General features: G+C 67.2%; 17 protein-coding genes and 1 pseudogene. 2 read left to right on the forward strand and 16 right to left on the reverse strand.

The annotated features are described in order from the left end of the window. Positions 1-219: 219 nt before the first annotated feature. From QQK43_RS09120 to QQK43_RS09145, 6 genes and pseudogenes are all read right to left on the reverse strand, one after another. Positions 220-1,674 (reverse strand): aldehyde dehydrogenase, encoded by a 1,455-nt coding sequence (locus QQK43_RS09120; protein WP_284307505.1) that lies wholly within the window; start codon positions 1,672-1,674, stop codon positions 220-222. Between the two features lie 39 nt (positions 1,675-1,713). Continuing rightward, positions 1,714-2,421, reverse strand: a pseudogene (locus QQK43_RS09125) (ABC transporter ATP-binding protein); the annotation flags it as partial. A 107-nt stretch (positions 2,422-2,528) separates the two neighbouring features. Then, positions 2,529-3,341 (reverse strand): ABC transporter ATP-binding protein, encoded by an 813-nt coding sequence (locus tag QQK43_RS09130; protein ID WP_284307507.1) that lies wholly within the window; start codon positions 3,339-3,341, stop codon positions 2,529-2,531. Next, the gene (locus tag QQK43_RS09135; protein ID WP_284307508.1) at positions 3,331-4,359 is read right to left on the reverse strand and encodes a branched-chain amino acid ABC transporter permease; all 1,029 of its coding nucleotides are present in this window, start codon (positions 4,357-4,359) and stop codon (positions 3,331-3,333) included. Before QQK43_RS09135 ends, QQK43_RS09130 begins: the two co-directional genes overlap by 11 nt. Before the next feature lie 5 nt (positions 4,360-4,364). Continuing rightward, positions 4,365-5,267: a branched-chain amino acid ABC transporter permease gene (locus tag QQK43_RS09140; RefSeq protein ID WP_284307509.1), complete on the reverse strand. Its 903-nt coding sequence runs from the start codon at positions 5,265-5,267 to the stop codon at positions 4,365-4,367. 110 nt (positions 5,268-5,377) lie between these two features. Further along, positions 5,378-6,574 (reverse strand): amino acid ABC transporter substrate-binding protein, encoded by a 1,197-nt coding sequence (locus QQK43_RS09145; RefSeq protein ID WP_284307510.1) that lies wholly within the window; start codon positions 6,572-6,574, stop codon positions 5,378-5,380. Positions 6,575-6,760: 186 nt separating this feature from the next. On the opposite strand from QQK43_RS09145, the gene QQK43_RS09150 reads away from it, so the two are divergent. Beyond that, positions 6,761-7,726: a helix-turn-helix domain-containing protein gene (locus tag QQK43_RS09150; protein WP_284307511.1), complete on the forward strand. Its 966-nt coding sequence runs from the start codon at positions 6,761-6,763 to the stop codon at positions 7,724-7,726. Positions 7,727-7,744: 18 nt separating this feature from the next. Here the strand turns inward: QQK43_RS09150 and holA are convergent, their stop codons facing one another. The 7 genes from holA to QQK43_RS09185 form a co-directional block, all read right to left on the reverse strand. Beyond that, a complete protein-coding gene (gene holA, locus QQK43_RS09155) occupies positions 7,745-8,797 on the reverse strand; it encodes a DNA polymerase III subunit delta (RefSeq protein WP_284307512.1) in 1,053 nt (350 codons plus the stop codon). A gap of 4 nt (positions 8,798-8,801) precedes the next feature. Then, the gene (locus tag QQK43_RS09160; RefSeq protein WP_284307513.1) at positions 8,802-9,326 is read right to left on the reverse strand and encodes an LPS-assembly lipoprotein LptE; all 525 of its coding nucleotides are present in this window, start codon (positions 9,324-9,326) and stop codon (positions 8,802-8,804) included. Positions 9,327-9,380: 54 nt separating this feature from the next. Further along, positions 9,381-12,071, reverse strand: a complete 2,691-nt coding sequence (leuS, locus tag QQK43_RS09165) for a leucine--tRNA ligase (protein ID WP_284307514.1) — start codon at positions 12,069-12,071, stop codon at positions 9,381-9,383. Positions 12,072-12,181: 110 nt separating this feature from the next. Beyond that, positions 12,182-12,649 (reverse strand): ExbD/TolR family protein, encoded by a 468-nt coding sequence (locus QQK43_RS09170; protein WP_284307515.1) that lies wholly within the window; start codon positions 12,647-12,649, stop codon positions 12,182-12,184. Positions 12,650-12,758: 109 nt separating this feature from the next. After that, positions 12,759-13,427 carry a MotA/TolQ/ExbB proton channel family protein gene (locus QQK43_RS09175; RefSeq protein ID WP_234264025.1) on the reverse strand — a complete coding sequence of 223 codons (669 nt, stop codon included), beginning with the start codon at positions 13,425-13,427 and terminating at the stop codon, positions 12,759-12,761. 7 nt (positions 13,428-13,434) lie between these two features. Continuing rightward, a complete protein-coding gene (gene dapB / locus QQK43_RS09180; RefSeq protein WP_284307517.1) occupies positions 13,435-14,256 on the reverse strand; it encodes a 4-hydroxy-tetrahydrodipicolinate reductase in 822 nt (273 codons plus the stop codon). Further along, positions 14,253-14,807, reverse strand: a complete 555-nt coding sequence (locus tag QQK43_RS09185) for an outer membrane protein assembly factor BamE (RefSeq protein ID WP_234264023.1) — start codon at positions 14,805-14,807, stop codon at positions 14,253-14,255. Before QQK43_RS09185 ends, dapB begins: the two co-directional genes overlap by 4 nt. Before the next feature lie 190 nt (positions 14,808-14,997). Here QQK43_RS09185 and fur point away from each other — a divergent pair, with 190 nt between their 5' ends. After that, complete coding sequence (gene fur / locus QQK43_RS09190) at positions 14,998-15,438, forward strand: ferric iron uptake transcriptional regulator (RefSeq protein ID WP_234264022.1); 441 nt, start codon at positions 14,998-15,000, stop codon at positions 15,436-15,438. A gap of 40 nt (positions 15,439-15,478) precedes the next feature. Here the strand turns inward: fur and hprK are convergent, their stop codons facing one another. The 3 genes from hprK to hpf all read right to left on the reverse strand — a co-directional run bounded on the left by hprK (position 15,479) and on the right by hpf (position 17,435). Further along, entirely contained in the window at positions 15,479-16,429 is a 951-nt protein-coding gene (gene hprK / locus QQK43_RS09195; RefSeq protein ID WP_284307521.1) for an HPr(Ser) kinase/phosphatase, read from the reverse strand. 61 nt (positions 16,430-16,490) lie between these two features. Beyond that, positions 16,491-16,961 carry a PTS sugar transporter subunit IIA gene (locus tag QQK43_RS09200; protein ID WP_234264020.1) on the reverse strand — a complete coding sequence of 157 codons (471 nt, stop codon included), beginning with the start codon at positions 16,959-16,961 and terminating at the stop codon, positions 16,491-16,493. Between the two features lie 144 nt (positions 16,962-17,105). Beyond that, on the reverse strand, positions 17,106-17,435 hold the full coding sequence (hpf, locus tag QQK43_RS09205; RefSeq protein WP_234264019.1) for a ribosome hibernation-promoting factor, HPF/YfiA family: 330 nt from the start codon (positions 17,433-17,435) through the stop codon (positions 17,106-17,108). Positions 17,436-17,555 lie beyond the last annotated feature (120 nt).

A 17,555-nucleotide genomic window follows, 5' to 3' on the forward strand; every position in this document is an offset into this window, starting at 1 on the left:
CTCACAGGATGACGCATGCCATGACATGACATGGCATGGCAGGGTCGCGGTGGCGGCTGGCATTGGGCTGCGGAACCTGACCGGCAGCGGTGAGCCTGAAGTGGTCGGTCCAGGACTTCCGTTCACCGGAAGCGCCTGGGCAGACGAAGGCCCTCTGATGGCCCCGGACACGCACGCCTCCGGGGCTCCTCTCGCAAAGGCTGCCGAAAGCCGCCGGCCTCAGAACGGATAGTGCCGCGGCGTGGTCTGCACCGTGATCCAGCGCAGTTCGGTGAACTCGGCAATGCCGGCCTTGCCACCGAAGCGGCCGATGCCTGAGCCTTTGACGCCGCCAAACGGCATCTGCGCTTCGTCGTGCACCGTCGGGCCGTTCACGTGGCAGATGCCGCTGTCGATCTTGCGGGCCACGTTGAAGGCGCGGGCGATGTCTTTGCCGAACACGGCGGAGCTGAGGCCGTATTCGTTGTCGTTGGCGCAGGCGATGGCTTCTTCGGTGTTCTTCACGCGCACGATGCACTTCACGGGGCCGAAGGTTTCTTCGTGGTAGATGCGCATCTGCGGGGTCACGTGGTCGAGCAGGGTGGCGGGCATCAGCGTGCTGTCGGCCTTGCCGCCGGCCACCAGCTTGGCGCCCTTGGCCAGGGCGTCGTCGATGAGGGCGTTGCAGTGGTCCACGGTGCCTTGGCCGATGACGGAGCCGAGCACCACGGGCTCGGGCTTGCGCGGGTCGCCCAGGGGCAGGTTTTTGGCCTTGTCGGCGAACTTCTTGACGAATTCGTCGGCGATCTTCTGGTCCACGATGAGGCGTTCGGTGCTCATGCAGATCTGGCCGCTGTTGGCGAAGGCGCCGAAGGCCGCGCCGTTGACGGCGTCGTCGAGGTCGGCGTCGTCCAGCACCACCAGCGGGGCCTTGCCACCCAGCTCCAGCACCACGGGCTTGAGGTATTTGGCGCAGGTCATGGCGATGATCTTGCCGATCTTGGTGCTGCCGGTGAAGTTGATGCGGCGCACGGCCGGGTGGGCCACGATGGCTTCGACCACGGCGCCGGCGTCGGCCGGGGCGTTGGTGATGTAGTTCACCACGCCGGCGGGGAAGCCGGCGTCTTCAAACGCTTCGACGATGAGCTGGTGGGTGCGCGGGCAGTTTTCGCTGCCCTTGAAGATGACGGTGTTGCCGCAGGCCAGGGGCACGCAGATGGCGCGCACACCGAGGATGACGGGCGCGTTCCACGGTGCGATGCCCAGCACCACACCGGCTGGCTGGCGCACGCCCATGGCCAGGCTGCCGGGCACGTCGGACGGGATCACTTCGCCGCTGATCTGGGTGGTGAGGGCGGCGGCCTCGCGGATCATGCCGGCGGCCAGGTGCACGTTGAAGCCGGCCCACATGCCGGTGGCACCGGTTTCGGCGGCCACGGCCTCGATGAATTGGGGCGTCTTGGCTTCGAGCGCATCGGCCGCCTTGAGCAGCAGGGCGCGGCGTTCGCCGGGGCCGGTTTCGCTCCAGGTCTTGAAGGCTTCGGCGGCGGCTTCCACGGCCAGCACGGCGTCGGCCGGGCTGGCGGCGGGCGCGCGGGTGGCCACGCTGCCATCCAGTGGGTTGCGGCGTTCGAAGGTGGCGCCTTTTTCGGCGGTGACCTTGAGGCCGTTGATGAGCATGGACAGGTCGGACATGGGGTTCTCCTTGGCGGGTCTGAATAAAAGCAAAAGGGGTCAGGCCGCGGTCGCGGTTTTTTTGCGGCGCGCCACGGCGTCGGCAGCGTTGGTGGTGCCGGTGGCGGGGTCTTTGTCGGCGCCCAGGTAGGCTTCGCGGATGACGGTGGAGCGCGCCAGCAATTTCGCGGGGCCGCTGGCCACCAGGTTGCCGCGCTCCAGCACGTAGCCGCGGTCGGCCACGGCCAGGGCTTTTTTCACGTTCTGCTCCACCATCAGCACGGTGGTGCCGGCGTCGGCAATGCGGCGGGCAATGCCCAGCAGTTCGTCGACCATCTTGGGTGCCAGGCCCAGCGAAGGTTCGTCCAGCATGAGCAGGCGCGGCGCGCACATCATGGCGCGGGCCACGGCCACCATCTGCTGTTCGCCGCCGCTCATGGTGCCGGCCAGTTGGCTGGCGCGCTCGCGCAGTTTGGGGAAGTTGGTGAAGGCCTGTTCCATGCGCTGCGGGCGCTCGGCTTTGGGCACCAGCCAGCCGCCCAGCTCCAGGTTCTCGGCCACGGTGAGCTGCGGGAACAGCTGCCGCCCTTCGGGCACCAGGGCCATGCCGGCCTGGACGATTTCATGGGTCTTCTCGGGCAGTTCCTCGCCGTTCAGCAGCACGTTGCCGCCACGCGGAATGAGACCGTTCAGGGCTTTGAGCAGCGTGGTTTTGCCGGCGCCGTTGGGCCCCAGCACCACGGTGAGACCGGGGCGGATGTCGAGCGTGAGGTCTCGCAGCACCAGGAAGGCGCCGTAGCCGGCACTGAGGTTCTCCACCTTCAGGTGCGCGCTGGTGCTGCCGCCTAGGGTGAAGGGGTGGGGGCGGTGCCACATCATGCGGTCACCTCCGCGCGGGATTCGTCGTTCTCGTCGTTCATCTCGTCACCGAGGTAGGCCTCGATCACCTCGGGGTTGCGCACCACCTCGCGCGGCGGGCCGTCGGCAATCTTCTTGCCCTGGTGCAGCACGATCACGCGCTCCACGTGGCGCAGCAGCGTGGTCACGGCGTGCTCGATCCACACCACGGTCAGGTCCAGCTCGTCGCGCAGGCGGCGGATGAGGCGGGCCATTTCTTCCACCTCGTTTTCGGTCAGGCCGGCGGCCACTTCGTCCAGCAGCAGCATGCGCGGGCGGGTGGCCAGCGCCATGCCGATCTCCAGCAGGCGCTGCTGCGACGGCGTGATGGCGGCGGCGGGCAAATCGGCCTGGGCGCTGAGGCCAATGAGGCCGAGGATGCTGTCGGCCGTGCGCAGCACCCAGGGCACGCCGCTTTCTTCACCCCACAGGATGTACTTGCGGCGGCGCCGGCCGGCGAACTTGAGGCCGAAGGCGATGTTGTCGCGCACGGTCATGTCGCCAAAGGTGCGCGGCGTCTGGAAGGTGCGGGCCAGGCCGTTGCGTGCGAAGCGGTGCGGCCCCTTGCCGGCCAGCTGCTGGCCGCGCACGGTCAGGCGGCCGCTGGTGGGTTTGGTCACGCCCGAAATGGCGTTGAAGAAGGTCGTCTTGCCGGCGCCGTTGGGGCCGATGATGCCCACCAGCTCGCCGGGCATGAAGGTGGCGCTGACCGCGTCCACCGCCACCAGGCCGCCGAAGCGGACGGTGACTTCCTGGGCATCCAGCAGGGGCTGTTTCGCGTCAGTAGACATGGCGCTGCTCCCGGCGTTTTTTCTCGCGTTCCTTGCGGCGTTTCGTCTCGCCGCTCAGGTCGTCCTTGATGTCGGTCCACCAGGCCTGGATGTCGTTTTTCCAGCCCTTGAAGGTGTCGGTGCGCAGCGAGGCCAGGCCACCCGGCAGGTACAGCACCGAGAGGATGAGCAGCAGGCCCAGCGACATCATGTAGAGCTGCGGCACCTGCAGGCGCAAGGTCTCGGCCAGCACGCTGAAGACGATGGCGGCGATCAGCGGACCCCACAGCGTCATGGCCCCGCCAATCAGCGCGATCAGCACGGTCTGGAAGCCGATGAAGGGGTTGAACACGGTGTGCGGGTCGATGTAGGTCCAGCGCACACTCATGGCCGCGCCCACCGCGCCGGCAATGGCGGCCGTGAGCGCGAAGCCGGCAGTCTTGACGATGCGGGTGTTCACGCCCAGGGTCTGTGCGCGTTGCTCGTCCGCGCCGATGCCCTGCAGCGCCAGACCGAAGCGGGTGCGTCGGATCACGATGGACAGCGCCACGGCGATGACGGCCAGCAGCAGCACGGTGAGGTAGATGGTTTCGCGCTCGGGCACCACCATGAGCACGCGGCCCACGGTGCCGGTGACCGATTTCTCGAAGTAGCTGATGGCGTGGCGGATCAGCTCCGTCATGCCGAAAGTGAGCACCGCAAAGTAGGTGCCGCGCAGGTGCAGCACCGCTGCGCCCATGACCACGGCCACGGCGGCGGCCACCAGTGCGCCGAGCACGATGACCTGCTCCCACGGCAGGGATTCGAGCCCGATGGCACTGGTGTAGGCGCCGATGCCGAAGAAGGCCGAGGTTGCCAGCGACAGGTAGCGCGTGGTGCCGCAGAACATGGCCCAGCTCGAAGACAGGGCGATGTACATCAGGCAGGTGAGCGCCATGGAAACGGCGAACTCGCTGGCGAAGCCGGGCAGAGCCACGGCCCAGCCGGTGAGGCCGAACAGGACCAGCAGGTCGCGGATGAGGAATTGTCGGGAAGTCATGGGAATCAGGCCTTGCGCGACTTGCGGGTGAACAAGCCTTCGGGACGCAGCAGCAGCACGCTGATGAAGACGACGTAGCTCAGCAAGGCCTTGAGCGAGGGGTTGGTGAAGTGCATGCCCACGGCTTCGATGACGCCCAGCAGCAGGCCGCCCGCCAGCGCGCCGCCCATGCTGCCGAAGCCGCCCAGGGTGATGACGATGAGCGCGGTGACGGTGTAGGGCTCGCCCATGGACGGGCTGATGGTGTAGGCCATGGACAGCAGGCAGCCGGCCACGCCCGACAGGCCCAGGCCGATGCCGAACATGAGCGGGTGCAGGCGTTTGGTGTCGATGCCCACGAGCTGCGCGCCAATGGGCGACTGCATGAGCGCGCGCACGCCCTTGCCCAGCAGCGTCTGGCGCAGCAGCACGATGAGCGCACCGGCAAACACCAGGGCCAGGGCGAATACCAGCAGCTTGTTGGCGGCAAACTGCGCCTCGCCGCCCGGCAGCGGAATCTGCACCGGCTGGGTGAGGAAGTCGTAGCCGCGCAGGTCGCCACCCCACACGTAGGAGATGACGTTCTGCACCAGGAACATGAGGCCGAAGGCCACCATGAGGCCGCGGGCCTCGAACACGTCGAGGTTGGGCGAGGTGGCGGTGAGGCGGCGGAAACACAGCCAGTGGATGGCGATGCCCAGGCCCATCAGCAGCGCGAAGGAGACCGGGATCATCCACAGCGGCGAGAGGCCGAACGAGGTCTGCACCATCCAGGTGAGGAAGGCCCCCACCATGAGGAATTCGCCGTGCGCGATGTTGAGGATGCGCATCAGGCCGTACTGGAGGTTGAGCCCCAGCGCGACCAACGCGTAAATGCCCCCGGTGATGAGACCCGAGGCGATGAGTTCAAGCCAGGCGGAAAAGGACATGCAGCAAACGAAGGGGGAGTTGTCCAGGGCGCGGCGGAACCGGCTTTGCCGGGCCGCTCGTGCCGCCCCCTTGAGGGGGGAGCGGCCCGGTGGCCGCTTCGGGGGTAGGTCTACTTCCAGGCGGGTTTGTTGGGGTTGAGAGCGGCCGTGGCACGCGCCTTCGGCCACACCACCTCGAACTCGCCGTTTTGCCACTGGCCCACGGTGCCCGGCGTGCCCACGTTCTCGCTGCCGGCAAACTTGATGTCGCCGATGATGGTCTTGTGGGTGCCGTTGGCCACGTAGTCGCGGATGGCCTTGCGGTCCAGGCCGACGGACTTGACGGCGTTGGTGAGGATTTCCAGGCCGGCCCAGGTGGCGCCGCTGGCCCAGCGGTCCGGTTCCTTCTTCTGGCTGGCCACGTGGGCGTCGAAGTAGGCCTTGGCGCCCGGGCTGGTCTTGCTGTTCCACGAACCCATGCCCAGCACGCCTTCGGCGCCGGCGGGGGTGAGCACGTTCTTGTAGAGCGGGAAGGCGGTGCCCACCGAGGCATAGAAGAACTTGGGGTTGAAACCCACTTCCTTGGCCTGGCGGCTGGCCAGGATGGTGTCGGGCGGGTAGGTGAAGCCCACGAAGGCGTCGGGGTTCTTGTCCTTCATGGAACGCAGCACGGGCGAGAGGTCTTTCACCCCGCCCGGGTAGCTCTTGTCCTCCACCATCTGGATGCCGCTGCCCTGCAGCGCCACCTTGAGGGCGGCGTAGTTTTCCAGGCCGAACAGGTCGTCCACGTAGATCACGGCCACGGTCTTCACACCGGCGGCCTTGAACATGTCGACCAGCGCCTCGCACATGGGCTTGGGCTGCTGCAGCAGCAGGAAGAAGTAGGGCAGCTTCATCTCGGCCAGCTTGCGCGACAGCGCGGTGGGCGCGAGGAAGGGGTACTGGAAGCGGTTGGCCAGCGGGGCCACGGCGAAGTTGGCGTTGGAGCCCCAGGGCGGCAGCACCAGGTCCACCTTGTCGCTGCCCATGAGCTTTTCATAGGTGCGGACCACGGTCTCCACGTCGCTGCGGTCGTCGCTGCTGATCAGCTCGATCTTGCGGCGCTGGCCCTTCACGTCCAGGCCGCCGGCGGCGTTCTGCTGCTCGGCCCACAGCAGGTAGTTGGGCTCCTGGCTGGTCTGGGCGCCACCGGTCCAGGGGCCGGTGCGCGCCATGGTGTAGCCGATGCGCACGGGCGCGGACTGTGCCAGCAACTGCGGCGCCACGGACAGGGCGCCCACCGTCGCGGCGGCGCCCCGGATGATCTGTCGTCTCGTCGGGTGAACCATGCTTGTCTCCTGGATTCGCGTTGGAAACCGCCTCTGGGACGGGTGTCAAATCCTAGGCAGACCCCGGGGTTGCCGCTTTGCCCAGCGTGCACTTTGTGCTTGCCCCAGCGTGCACGCCGATGCGGGTTTTCCCTCGACCTTAAGGGGTTCAGGGTCGGCAGGTCGGGCCGCATAATGGTTCGCGCCATGACCGCCACCCACCTCATGTCCACCGATGTCGCCGCGCCGGCCGAACGTGCGGCGGTCTGGCGCGACTGGGTCTGGAGCCATTTTGGTGGGCTGGAGTCCGACCTGTACGGCGACACCCTGTTCGACGGTCACATAGCGGCTTCGCACGCCGGCCAGGTGGTGTTCACCAAACTCGAAGCCAACCGCCACCGCGTGCTGCGCAGCCAGCGGCTGGCGCGCTCCAGCGACACCAGCTACCTCAAGATCGTGGCGCCCTGGCAGGGCAGCGCGGCGGTGGAGCAGCACGGCCGCCAGGCCTTTGTGCGGCCCGGTGGCTGGGCCATCTACGACACCACCGGCAGCTACGAGATCGGCAACCCCGAGCGGGTGGAGCACCTCATCGTGATGCTGCCCCGGGAGCAATTGACCGAGCGCGGCCTGCGGCTGGAGCCGCTGATGGCGCGGCACGTGGGGGGCGCCAGCGGCATCTCCCGCGTGGCGCTGGAAGCCATGCGCAGCACCTGGCAGGAACTGCCCAGCATGAGCGAGGCCTCGGCCTGCGGGGCGGGCGAGATGGTCATGGAGCTGGTGCGGCTGTCGCTGCAGGAGCTGGCGGGCAAGGCCAGCAGCGCCACACAGATGGAGGCGCTGCGCGACCGCATTCGCGACCACATCGGTCAGCACCTGCGCGACCCGGGCCTGTCCATCGAGGGCATGGCCCTGGCGCTCAACTGCAGCAAACGCCACCTGCACAAGGCCTTCAGCGAAGAAGACGACACCCTGGCCAACCACATCCTGCGCCGGCGTCTGCAGGCCTGCATGCGCGACCTCAAGAACCCGGCGATGGCCGGGCGCACCATCACCGACATCGCCTTTTCCTGGGGCTTCAACAACGGCGCGCATTTCAGCCGCGCGTTCCGCGAGCACACCGGCATGGCGCCCAGCGAGTTCCGGCAAGCCGCGTGGCGTCAGTCGGGCGTGTGAGGGCTCTGCAGCGGTGGATCAGCGTGGCGCGCAGGCCCGCGCCACGCGCATGGCCATCTGCTGCAGGGCCTGCCAGGGGTCTATCGGCCAGCCGTCGGCCTTGAGGCCCTTGACGATACCGTCCACGGTGTGGGCGTCGTCGAGCCACTTGCCCAGCGTGTGGGCGCCCAGCAGCGGCAGCACGCGCTCCATGAGCTTTTCGCGCACGCCCCAGACGCGGCTTTCACGCAGCGCCATGGGCAGGGGGCGCCCGGCGTCCACAGCCGTGCGCAGGCGGTGCAGGGTGCGGATGTCTTCGGCCAGTGCAAAGTGCACCAGCACGGGCGCTTCGCCCTCCGCCTGCAGCCCGTCGAGCATGCGCTGCGTGCGCGCCAGTTGCCCACCGAGCACGGCTTCGGCCAGCTTGAAGGGGGTGTAGCGCGCCACGTTCAGCACGGCGGCCTCCACCTGTTCGAAGCCCAGTTCGCCTGCCGGGTAGAGCAGGCCCAGTTTCTGGATCTCCTGGTGCGCGGCCAGCAGGTTGCCCTCCACCCGGTCGGCAAAAAATTGCAGCGTGCGCTGGCCCGCCTCGCCGGCCTGCACGCGCTGGCCTTGGCGTTGCAGGCGCTGGGCGATCCAGGCGGGCAGGCCCTGGCGTTCCACCGGGTCCAGGCGCAGCGTGACGCCGTGGCCGTCCAGGGCGCCGAACCAGGCGCTTTTCTGGGCCATGCCGTCGAGCCGGGGCAGGATCACCAGGGTGAGCGTGCTGTCGTTGCCGGGTGCGCTTTCGGCGATCTGCTGCAGCGCGGCCGAACCGTCCTTGCCCGGCTTGCCGGAGGGGATGCGCACTTCGACGATCTGCTTGTCGGCAAACAGGCTGAGCGACCCTCCGCTGGCCAGTACCGCGCTCCAGTCGAAATGCGCGCCCGCCACGGTGTGCACCGTGCGTTCGGTGTGGCCCTGGGCGCGAGCCACCTGGCGGATCGCGTCGCCCGCCTCCTGGACCAGCAGCGCTTCGTCGCCGTGCAGTGTGTAGAGGTTGCGCAGCCCCTGTTCCAGGTGGGCCTGCAACTGGGCGGCGGCCAACTGCATGCGGTCAGATGTGAACGGCGGCCAGGCGGCGCAGCACCTGCTGCGTGATGTCGGACTCCATGTCCTGGAACAGCATCTGCTCTTCAGCGGCCTTGGCGATGGCTGCGGTTTCGCTGAAGGTGATGTCCCGCTCGATCAGCAGCTCGCTGCTTTCCTGCAGGATGCGGCCGTTCGGGGCGGTGATGTTGTAGCGGAAGCGGGTGCGCAACTGCAGTTCGGTGACCAGACCCCCGCTGCTTTGCCCGGTGACCACCCGTTCGCGGTAGTCGGCTTCGATGGTCATCACGGCCTGCACCGGCAAGGGGCCGCCGCCGCGCTGCACCTGCACACCCGCCGCATTCAGGTTGCGCTGGATGGCGCGCGAGATGTTGGTGTTGGTCAGGCCCATGATGTTGATGGCGCTGAAGGAGAACTTCGGCGCCTGCCGCAGCGCAAAGCCGCAGCCGGACAGCACGCCAGCCGCCAGCAGGGCGGCCGATCCGCCCAGCCAGCGTCGGCGGTCGGAAGAGGGCAGGGGGGAATGGGTCATGGTCGGCGGGATGGCGTGCTGCGGATGTTTCATCGGGACCTCGAAAGCTGAACCTTACACCACGACGTTGACCAGACGCCCCGGGACCACCACCACCTTCTTGGGCGGGGCGCCGTTGGCGGCTTTGGCGAACGCTTCGCTGGCCAGGGCCGCCGCTTCGATGGCGGCCTTGTCGGCACTGGCGGGCACGGTCACGCTGCCTCGCAGCTTGCCGTTGACCTGGAGCACGAGCTCGATCTCGTCCTGCGTCAGGGCCGCCGGGTCCACCTGCGGCCAGGGTGCGTCGAGCAGGCCGCCCAGGGCGCCGGCGTAGCCCAGCTCGCTCCAGAGCGTGTGGGTGATGTGCGGCGTGGCCGGGTAGAGCGCGCGCAGCAGGATGCCGAAGCCTTCGATCACCGCCACCTGGGCGCCCGCGTCGTCGAACTGCTTGAAGTCCTCCAGCGCGTTGAGCATTTTCATGGTGCCCGACACCACGGTGTTGTATTGCATGCGCTGGTAGTCGTAATCCACCTGCTTGAGCACGGTGTGGATTTCCAGGCGCAGGGCCTTGGCGGCCTTGCCGAAGCTGATGTCGTCCAGGCTCGCAGCCCCGTGGGCCGCCGCCACCGCGCCCGCCCAATCGGTCTGGGACAGCTTCACGCCCAGGTTCCAGACCCGGCGCAGGAAGCGGTAGCTGCCCTCCACCGCCGCGTCGTTCCACTCCAGCGTGGCTTCGGGCGGGGCGGTGAACATGGTGTACAGGCGCGCGGTGTCGGCGCCGTACTTTTCGATCAGGTCCTGCGGGTCGACACCGTTGTTCTTGGACTTGGACATGGTGCCCACGCCCTCGTAGTCGATGGCCGTGCCCACCGGCAGATCGCCCACCGCGTTCTTGAGCTTCGCGCCGACAATCTTGCCGCCTTCGTCGAGCACATGCTCCACGTCGTGCGGCCAGAAATACTCTTTGCCACCCTTCTCGGTGCGGCGCGAGTAGATGTGGTTGAGCACCATGCCCTGCGTCAGCAGTTTGGTGAAGGGCTCGTCGACCTTCACCAGCCCCAGGTCGCGCATCACCTTGGTCCAGAAGCGCGCGTACAGCAGGTGCAGGATGGCGTGCTCGATGCCGCCGATGTACTGGTCCATCGGCATCCAGTAGTCCGCGCCGTCGGCGACCATCTGCTCACCGTTTTTCGGATCGCAATAGCGCATGAAGTACCAGGACGAGTCCACGAAGGTGTCCATGGTGTCGGTCTCGCGCCGCGCGGGCTTGCCGCAGCAGGGGCAGTCCACCTTCAGGAAAGCCTCGCACTTGTTCAGCGGGTTGCCGCTGCCGTCCGGCACCAGGTCTTCGGGCAGGCGCACCGGCAGGTCCTTCTCGGGCACCGGCACCGGGCCGCAGGCTTCGCAGTGGATGATGGGAATCGGCGTGCCCCAGTAGCGCTGGCGGCTGACGCCCCAGTCGCGCAGGCGGAAGGTGGTCTTCTTCTCGCCCAGGCCCTTGGCGGCCAGCAGCTCGGCGACCTTGTTGACCGCGGCCTTGTGGCCCAGGCCGTCGAGTTCGCCGGAGTTCACGCACACGCATTTCTGCTTGTCGCCGTACCACTCAGCCCAGGCGTCGGTGGAGAAGGTCTCGCCTTCGACCGCCACGACCTGCTTGATCGGCAACTGGTACTTGAGTGCGAACGCGAAGTCGCGCTCGTCGTGCGCGGGTACGCCCATCACGGCGCCGTCGCCATAGCTCATCAGCACGTAGTTGCCGACCCAGACCTCGACCTGAGCACCCGTCAGCGGATGCGTGACGAACAGGCCGGTGGGCATGCCCAGCTTTTCCTGCGTGGCCAGCTCGGCTTCGGTCGTGCCGCCCTTCTTGCACTCTTCGATGAAGGCCGCCAGCGTGGCGTTGGTCGCGGCCGCGTGCAGCGCCAGCGGGTGCTCCGGCGCCACAGCGCAGAAGGTCACACCCATGATGGTGTCGGCGCGTGTGGTGAACACATACATGCGGCCGTCGCCGATCAGCGCGCCGTCAGACCCCTGGATGTCATGGGTGAACGCAAAGCGCACGCCCTCGCTCTTGCCGATCCAGTTTTCCTGCATCAGCCGGACCTTGTCGGGCCAGCCGTTGAGCGTCGCTTTGGGGTTGCCCATCTGCACGTGGTCGAGCAGTTCATTGGCATAGGCCGTGATGTTCAGGTAATAGCCCGGGATCTCGCGCTTTTCCACCAGCGCACCGGTGCGCCAGCCGCGCCCGTCGATCACCTGTTCGTTGGCCAGCACGGTCTGGTCCACCGGGTCCCAGTTGACGACCTGGGTCTTGCGGTAGGCGATGCCCTTTTCCAGCATCTTCAGGAACAGCCACTGGTTCCAGCGGTAGTACTCGGGCGAGCAGGTGGCGACTTCGCGCGACCAGTCGATGGCCAGCCCCATCGCCTGCATCTGCTGCTTCATGTAGGCGATGTTGGAGTAGGTCCACTGCGCTGGCGGCACCTTGTTCTTGAGTGCCGCATTTTCGGCCGGCAGGCCGAAGGCGTCCCAGCCCATGGGCATGAGCACGTTGTAGCCGTTCATGCGCAACTGGCGCGTGAGCATGTCGTTGATGGTGTAGTTGCGCACATGGCCCATGTGCAGCTTGCCGCTGGGATACGGCAGCATGGAGCAGGCGTAGAACTTCTTCTTGCCCGCATCTTCGGTCACGCGGTAGGCGTCGGTGGCGCTCCAGTGGGCATGGGCGGCTTGTTCGACGGCTTGGTGGAGGTATTTGTCTTGCATGGAGAGGTGGGCGCCTGCCGCCCACGGGGCCAAAGGTTGCTCGGGTGCACATCGGGCCCACCCGGGCCGATGGCACAGCGGGTGGACGCAAACCGGGGAATTTTAGGCGCTCAGCGGGGGGCGGTGGCCGCGCCTTCCAGTTGCAGCTCGCGGGCCGTGGCCGCGTCGGTGACGAAGCCGACCCGGGCCAGCCCGGCCTGCTGGGCCATGGCGATGAGGCGTACGATCTGGCCATAGGGCACGGTGGTGTCGGCGCGCACCTGGACTTCGGTGTCGGCGTTGCGGGCAGCGGCCTGTTGCAGGCGGCGGCGCGCTTCGTCTTCGGTGACCGCTTCGTCTTGCCAGTGCCACTGCCCGCTGGCGTCGATGGCCAGGGTCACGGCGTCGGGCTGCGGGGCCGATGCGCTGGCGTCAGGGGTTGGCGCCTTGGGCAGGTCCAGCTTCAGGCGTGAGGCCATCAGCGGGGCGGTGATGATGAAGATCACCAGCAGCACCAGCATCACGTCCACCAGCGGGGTGACGTTGATGTCGCTCATGGGCGGGTTGCCCGAAGCCTTTTCGAGCCGGCCGAAGCTCATGCGACTTCCAGGCGTCGCCGCTGCGCGAGGGGCTGTTCAGGGGAGCGCAGATCCGGCTTGGGGCGACCCCGCTCAGCATCCATGGCCTGCACCTGGGGTCTGGCCAGGTTCACAGATCACCACCTTGGTGGGTGAGCAGTTCGCGCAGGTCGAAGGCAAACCCTTCGAGGTCGGCTTCGATGTGGCCGATCTGGCGCCCGAACACGTTGTAGGCCAGCACGGCCGGAATGGCGACCGCGAGACCGGCCGCGGTCATGACCAGCGCTTCACCCACCGGCCCCGACACCTGTTCGATGCTGAACTGGCCTTCCAGGCCGATGCTGGTGAGGGCATTGAAGATGCCCCAGACCGTGCCGAGCAGGCCGACAAACGGGGCGGTGGCGCCCACGGTGGCCAGCAGCACCTGGCCGAACTGCAGCCGGCGCAGCACGCCGTGCAGGGCGTCGCGCAGCACGCGGGTGTACTGGTGGGCCCGGTCGCCCGCTGCGGCCAGCGACTGGGCGGGCGCCTGGTCGAGCGCCTGCGCGGCGGCGACCAACGGGGTCAGCCAGCGGTGTGGATCGAAAGTGGCCATGCGCTGTCCCGCTTCGGCGACGCTGGCGGCCTGCCAGAAGGCGGCCGCGGCGGTGCGCACATCGCGCGTGGCACGGCGCAGCAGCCAGCCCTTCCAGAGAATGACGACCCAGCTGCTGACCGACATGCCGAGCAACAGCGCGGCCACCAGCCGGCTGACCCAGTCGCCCTGGAGGATGGTGTGCCAGACGGCGTTGGTGGCCATGGTCGGGTCAGCGCAGGCCCAGCACGTCGAACATGTCGTACAGCCCGCTGGTCTTGTCGGCCAGGAAGCGCACGGCGCGCAGACTGCCCTGGGCGTAGCCGGCGCGGTTGCTCGATTTGTGGGAAATTTCGATGCGTTCGCCGGTGCCCGCGAACAGGACGGTGTGGTCGCCCACGATGTCGCCGCCGCGGATGGTGGCGAATCCGATGGAGGACGGGTCGCGCTCGCCGGTCACACCCTCGCGGGCGTAGACGGCGCAATCCTTGAGGTCGCGGCCCATGGCCTGGGCGACGACCTCTCCCATCTTGAGCGCCGTGCCGCTGGGCGCGTCGATCTTGTGGCGATGGTGGGCTTCGATGATCTCGATGTCGTACCCGGTGGACATGGCCCGCGCTGCCATGTCCAGCAGCTTGAGGGTGACGTTCACGCCGACGCTCATGTTGGGGGCCATGACGATGGCGATGGACTTCGACGCTTCGGCGATCTCGGCTTTCTGGGCGTCGCTGAAGCCGGTGGTGCCGATCACCAGGTTGACCCCTTGCTTCACGCATTCGCGCAGGTGGGCCAGGGTGCCTTCGGGGCGGGTGAAATCGATCAGGAAGCGGCTGCCGGCCAGGCCGGCGGCCAGATCGGCGGTGATGGCCACGCCCGTGGGCTCGCCGCCGAAGGCGCCTGCGTCCTGGCCGATGGCGGGGCTGGCGGGGATGTCGAGCGCGCCGCTGAGCTGGCAGTCGCCGCTGGCGCGTATTGCATCGACGAGCATCTGGCCCATGCGGCCGCTGGCCCCGGCGACACACACGCGCAGGGGCTGGAAGTCGGCTGCGCTCATCGGGTGGCTCCGGCTTCGAGGGGCGGGTAGGTGGCACCGGCCGGCGCACCCGCTGGCGCCGTGTCGGCTTCCGGGGTGGCTTGCGGGTTGCGCTCGCGGAACGACTTGAGCTGTTCGGGCGTGGCCTCCAGCGCTGGCGGCTTGTCAATCTTGCGGCGGTTGTCGATCGAGGCCACGAATTCGATCTCGCTGGGCAGTTCGTCGCCTTCGAAGCGGGCGACGAGATCGTTGTCGAAGAACACGGTGAAGCGCCGCTGCAGCACCTTCTGGCCCTGGCGCTGAAGTGTGAACACGTAGTCCCAGCGGTTGCCGTGGAAGACGCTGGCCAGCAGCGGGGTGCCGAGGATTTCAGCGACCTGCGTGCGGGTCATGCCCGCGCGCAGCATCTGGGACTGCTCGCGCGTGACCACGTTGCCCTGGACGATCTCGATCTTGTAGGGGGCGAGCGAGCTGCCCAGGCTGGACGGGGTGCTGGAACAGGCGCTCAGCAGGCCCGCCGCGACGGCGGCCAGCAGAAGCGGGGAACGGGGTGTCAGAAGACGTAGCAGCATGGGCAGGACAGATCCATCGAGGCCATCGGGGTCGACTTGCCGCTGACCCGCCGCGCCAAGGGTATCTGCCATGGGGCGGGCAAGGGCGATATCATCGGGCCATTGTAGCCGGGGGGTGCCGTGGCGCTCCGATGGGTTTTCCCATCTACCGCCGGTGTTTTGCAGCCGTCCCCCGCGCCGAGCCATATCCATGTCGAACATCGAAGAACTCAAGAGCACGGGCCTCAAGGCCACCTTGCCCCGCCTGAAGATCCTGGAGATCTTCCAGACGGCCCGGCAGCGCCACATGACCGCCGAAGACGTCTTTCGCGTCCTGCTGGAGGACCACTCGGACATCGGGCTGGCCACGGTATACCGGGTGCTCATGCAGTTCGAGCAAGCCGGGCTGCTGATTCGCAGCAACTTCGAATCGGGCAAGGCGGTCTACGAACTCAATGAAGGGCAGCACCATGACCACCTGGTGTGCCTGGACTGCGGCCGGGTGGAGGAGTTTTTTGATCCGGAGATCGAAAAGCGCCAGCAGATGGTGGCCAAGGCCCGCGGCTTCGCGCTCCAGGAGCACGCGCTGTCGCTTTATGCGCATTGCACCAAAGGCGATTGCCCGCACCGTGGCCATCCCGTGAACCGGTAAGCCGGACACGCTGCGCTGCAGCAGCAGCGCGGTTGGAGGTTCAGCCTTCGCGCGACATGGCCGCGCGGTGGCGCGCCACAAATTCCTGGTAGGTGTCGATCCCGCGCAGTTGCAGGATGGTGTTGCGCACGGCCGCTTCGACCAGCACGGCGATGTTGCGGCCGGCCACCACCTGGATCACCGCCTTGCGCACCGGCACACCCAGCACGTCCTGGTACAACGGCTCGTGGGGCATGCGCTCGTAGTCGCGCTCCATGGTTTCCTTGCGCACCAGGTGCACGATCAGCTGCAGGCGCATTTTGCGGCGTACAGCGGTCTCGCCAAAGATGGCCTTGATGTCGAGCAGGCCGATTCCGCGCACTTCCAGCAGGTTCTGCAGCAGCTCGGGGCAGCGGCCTTCGATGCTGGTCTGGTTGATGCGGTAGAGGTCGACCGCATCGTCGGCCACAAGGCCATGGCCGCGCGAGATCAGTTCGAGGCCCAGCTCGCTCTTGCCCAGCCCCGATTCGCCCGTGATCATGACACCCATGCCGAGGATGTCCATGAACACGCCGTGCATGGTGGCGCGGTCGGCGAAGTGGCGCGACAGGTAAGCCCGCAGGACATCGATCACGAAGGCAGCCGGTTCGGGCGTGGCGAACATCGGGATCTGGGCGCGCTCGCACATCGCGCGCACGCCCTCCGGCACAGGCTGGTTGTCGGCCACCACCAGCACCGGTGGCTCCAGGGTGACGATGCGGGCGATGCGGCGCCGGTTGTCGTCTTCGCTGGCACTGCTGAGGTAGGCCACCTCGCGTTCGCCGAGCACCTGCACGCGGTAGGGATGGATGTAGTTCAGGTAGCCCACCAGATCGGCGCCGGAGCGGGCCTGGCTGATGGCCGCGTCGTCGAACTGGCGCTCGGACGCGCCAAGCCCGGCGACCCACTGCCACTTGAGGGTGTCGCGGTGGTCCTCGAAGAGGACATCGGCGCTGACGACCGTGGCCTTCATCGGGCTTTGCAGTGGGCTGTCGCCGGAGGGTGTGCCGCGCCCAGGCGCAGGCGGGCTTTCATCACGCCGGTGCGTGGGCCGATTGCCAGCCGTTGATCAGGCCATGCAGGGCCAGGGCTTCGTCGGCATTCTTCATCTTGTCGCGCAGGCCGCTGTCGCTGAGCAGCTCGGCAATTTCAGAGAGGATTTCCAGGTGCTTCTGGGTGGCGGCTTCGGGCACGAGCAGGAAAATCATCAGCTGCACCGGCTGTTCGTCCGGGGCATCGAAGCCGATGGGGTTGGCCAGTTGGAAGACCGCGGCCAGCGGCTGCTTCAAACCCTTGATGCGGCCATGGGGAATGGCCACGCCATGGCCCAGCCCGGTGGAGCCCAGGCGCTCGCGGGCGAACAGACTGTCGGTAATGAGGGCGCGGTTGAGGCCGTGCAGGGTTTCAAACAACAGGCCCGCTTCTTCGAAAGCGCGCTTCTTGCTGGTGGCATCTACACGGACCAGCACCTGCGCGGCGGGCAATATGGCAGAAAGTCGGTTCATCGGGGAGGCCTTTCGGACCGCAAATTATGCCCAGTTGGGTCCGATTGACTAGACGTCGCCTACAAAAAAGCCGCTTGACATTTCAAGCGGCTTGTTGCATCGCAACATGCGGGTGGCTTCAGCACACCCGCCAGGGCAGGGGTTTCACATCAGGCGTTTGGCCGTGTCGTGGTGATGGTCCTGTGCCTTGTCCTTGTAGCGCAGGACCTGGCGGTCCAGCTTGTCGGCCAACTCGTCCACAGCGGCATACAGATCGGCATGGGCACTTTCGGCGAACAGGTCCTTGCCCTTGACGTGGATGTTGCACTCGGCCTTTTGCCGGAGGTCTTTCTCCTTGAGGTTGTCCACCGTCAGCAGCACCTTGATGTCGACCACCTGGTCGAAGTGCCGGGAGATGCGTTCGAGCTTGGATGTGACGTAGCCGCGCAGGGCCGGCGTGACTTCCAGGTGGTGACCGCTGATCGTCAGGTTCATATGAAGAGCCTCCTTATGCTCCGGGTTGACACAAACCGCCGGGCTGTTCTGGCAACCCGACGGTCACGGGTAGCCGTTGGGATCACTATGCCCAAGAAGGCGCGGGCGTGCAACCCTGCA

This window comes from Hydrogenophaga electricum (assembly GCF_030160815.1).
Taxonomy (GTDB): domain Bacteria; phylum Pseudomonadota; class Gammaproteobacteria; order Burkholderiales; family Burkholderiaceae_C; genus Hydrogenophaga; species Hydrogenophaga electricum.

Bases quoted from the DNA above. Each gene is read 5' to 3' on its own strand.
- QQK43_RS09120 (WP_284307505.1), bottom strand. From the start codon at position 1,674: ATGTCCGACCTGTCCATGCTCATCAACGGCCTCAAGGTCACCGCCGAA.
- QQK43_RS09130 (WP_284307507.1), bottom strand. From the start codon at position 3,341: ATGTCTACTGACGCGAAACAGCCCCTGCTGGATGCCCAGGAAGTCACC.
- QQK43_RS09135 (WP_284307508.1), bottom strand. From the start codon at position 4,359: ATGACTTCCCGACAATTCCTCATCCGCGACCTGCTGGTCCTGTTCGGC.
- QQK43_RS09140 (WP_284307509.1), bottom strand. From the start codon at position 5,267: ATGTCCTTTTCCGCCTGGCTTGAACTCATCGCCTCGGGTCTCATCACC.
- QQK43_RS09145 (WP_284307510.1), bottom strand. From the start codon at position 6,574: ATGGTTCACCCGACGAGACGACAGATCATCCGGGGCGCCGCCGCGACG.
- QQK43_RS09150 (WP_284307511.1), top strand. From the start codon at position 6,761: ATGACCGCCACCCACCTCATGTCCACCGATGTCGCCGCGCCGGCCGAA.
- holA (WP_284307512.1), bottom strand. From the start codon at position 8,797: ATGCAGTTGGCCGCCGCCCAGTTGCAGGCCCACCTGGAACAGGGGCTG.
- QQK43_RS09160 (WP_284307513.1), bottom strand. From the start codon at position 9,326: ATGACCCATTCCCCCCTGCCCTCTTCCGACCGCCGACGCTGGCTGGGC.
- leuS (WP_284307514.1), bottom strand. From the start codon at position 12,071: ATGCAAGACAAATACCTCCACCAAGCCGTCGAACAAGCCGCCCATGCC.
- QQK43_RS09170 (WP_284307515.1), bottom strand. From the start codon at position 12,649: ATGAGCTTCGGCCGGCTCGAAAAGGCTTCGGGCAACCCGCCCATGAGC.
- QQK43_RS09175 (WP_234264025.1), bottom strand. From the start codon at position 13,427: ATGGCCACCAACGCCGTCTGGCACACCATCCTCCAGGGCGACTGGGTC.
- dapB (WP_284307517.1), bottom strand. From the start codon at position 14,256: ATGAGCGCAGCCGACTTCCAGCCCCTGCGCGTGTGTGTCGCCGGGGCC.
- QQK43_RS09185 (WP_234264023.1), bottom strand. From the start codon at position 14,807: ATGCTGCTACGTCTTCTGACACCCCGTTCCCCGCTTCTGCTGGCCGCC.
- fur (WP_234264022.1), top strand. From the start codon at position 14,998: ATGTCGAACATCGAAGAACTCAAGAGCACGGGCCTCAAGGCCACCTTG.
- hprK (WP_284307521.1), bottom strand. From the start codon at position 16,429: ATGAAGGCCACGGTCGTCAGCGCCGATGTCCTCTTCGAGGACCACCGC.
- QQK43_RS09200 (WP_234264020.1), bottom strand. From the start codon at position 16,961: ATGAACCGACTTTCTGCCATATTGCCCGCCGCGCAGGTGCTGGTCCGT.
- hpf (WP_234264019.1), bottom strand. From the start codon at position 17,435: ATGAACCTGACGATCAGCGGTCACCACCTGGAAGTCACGCCGGCCCTG.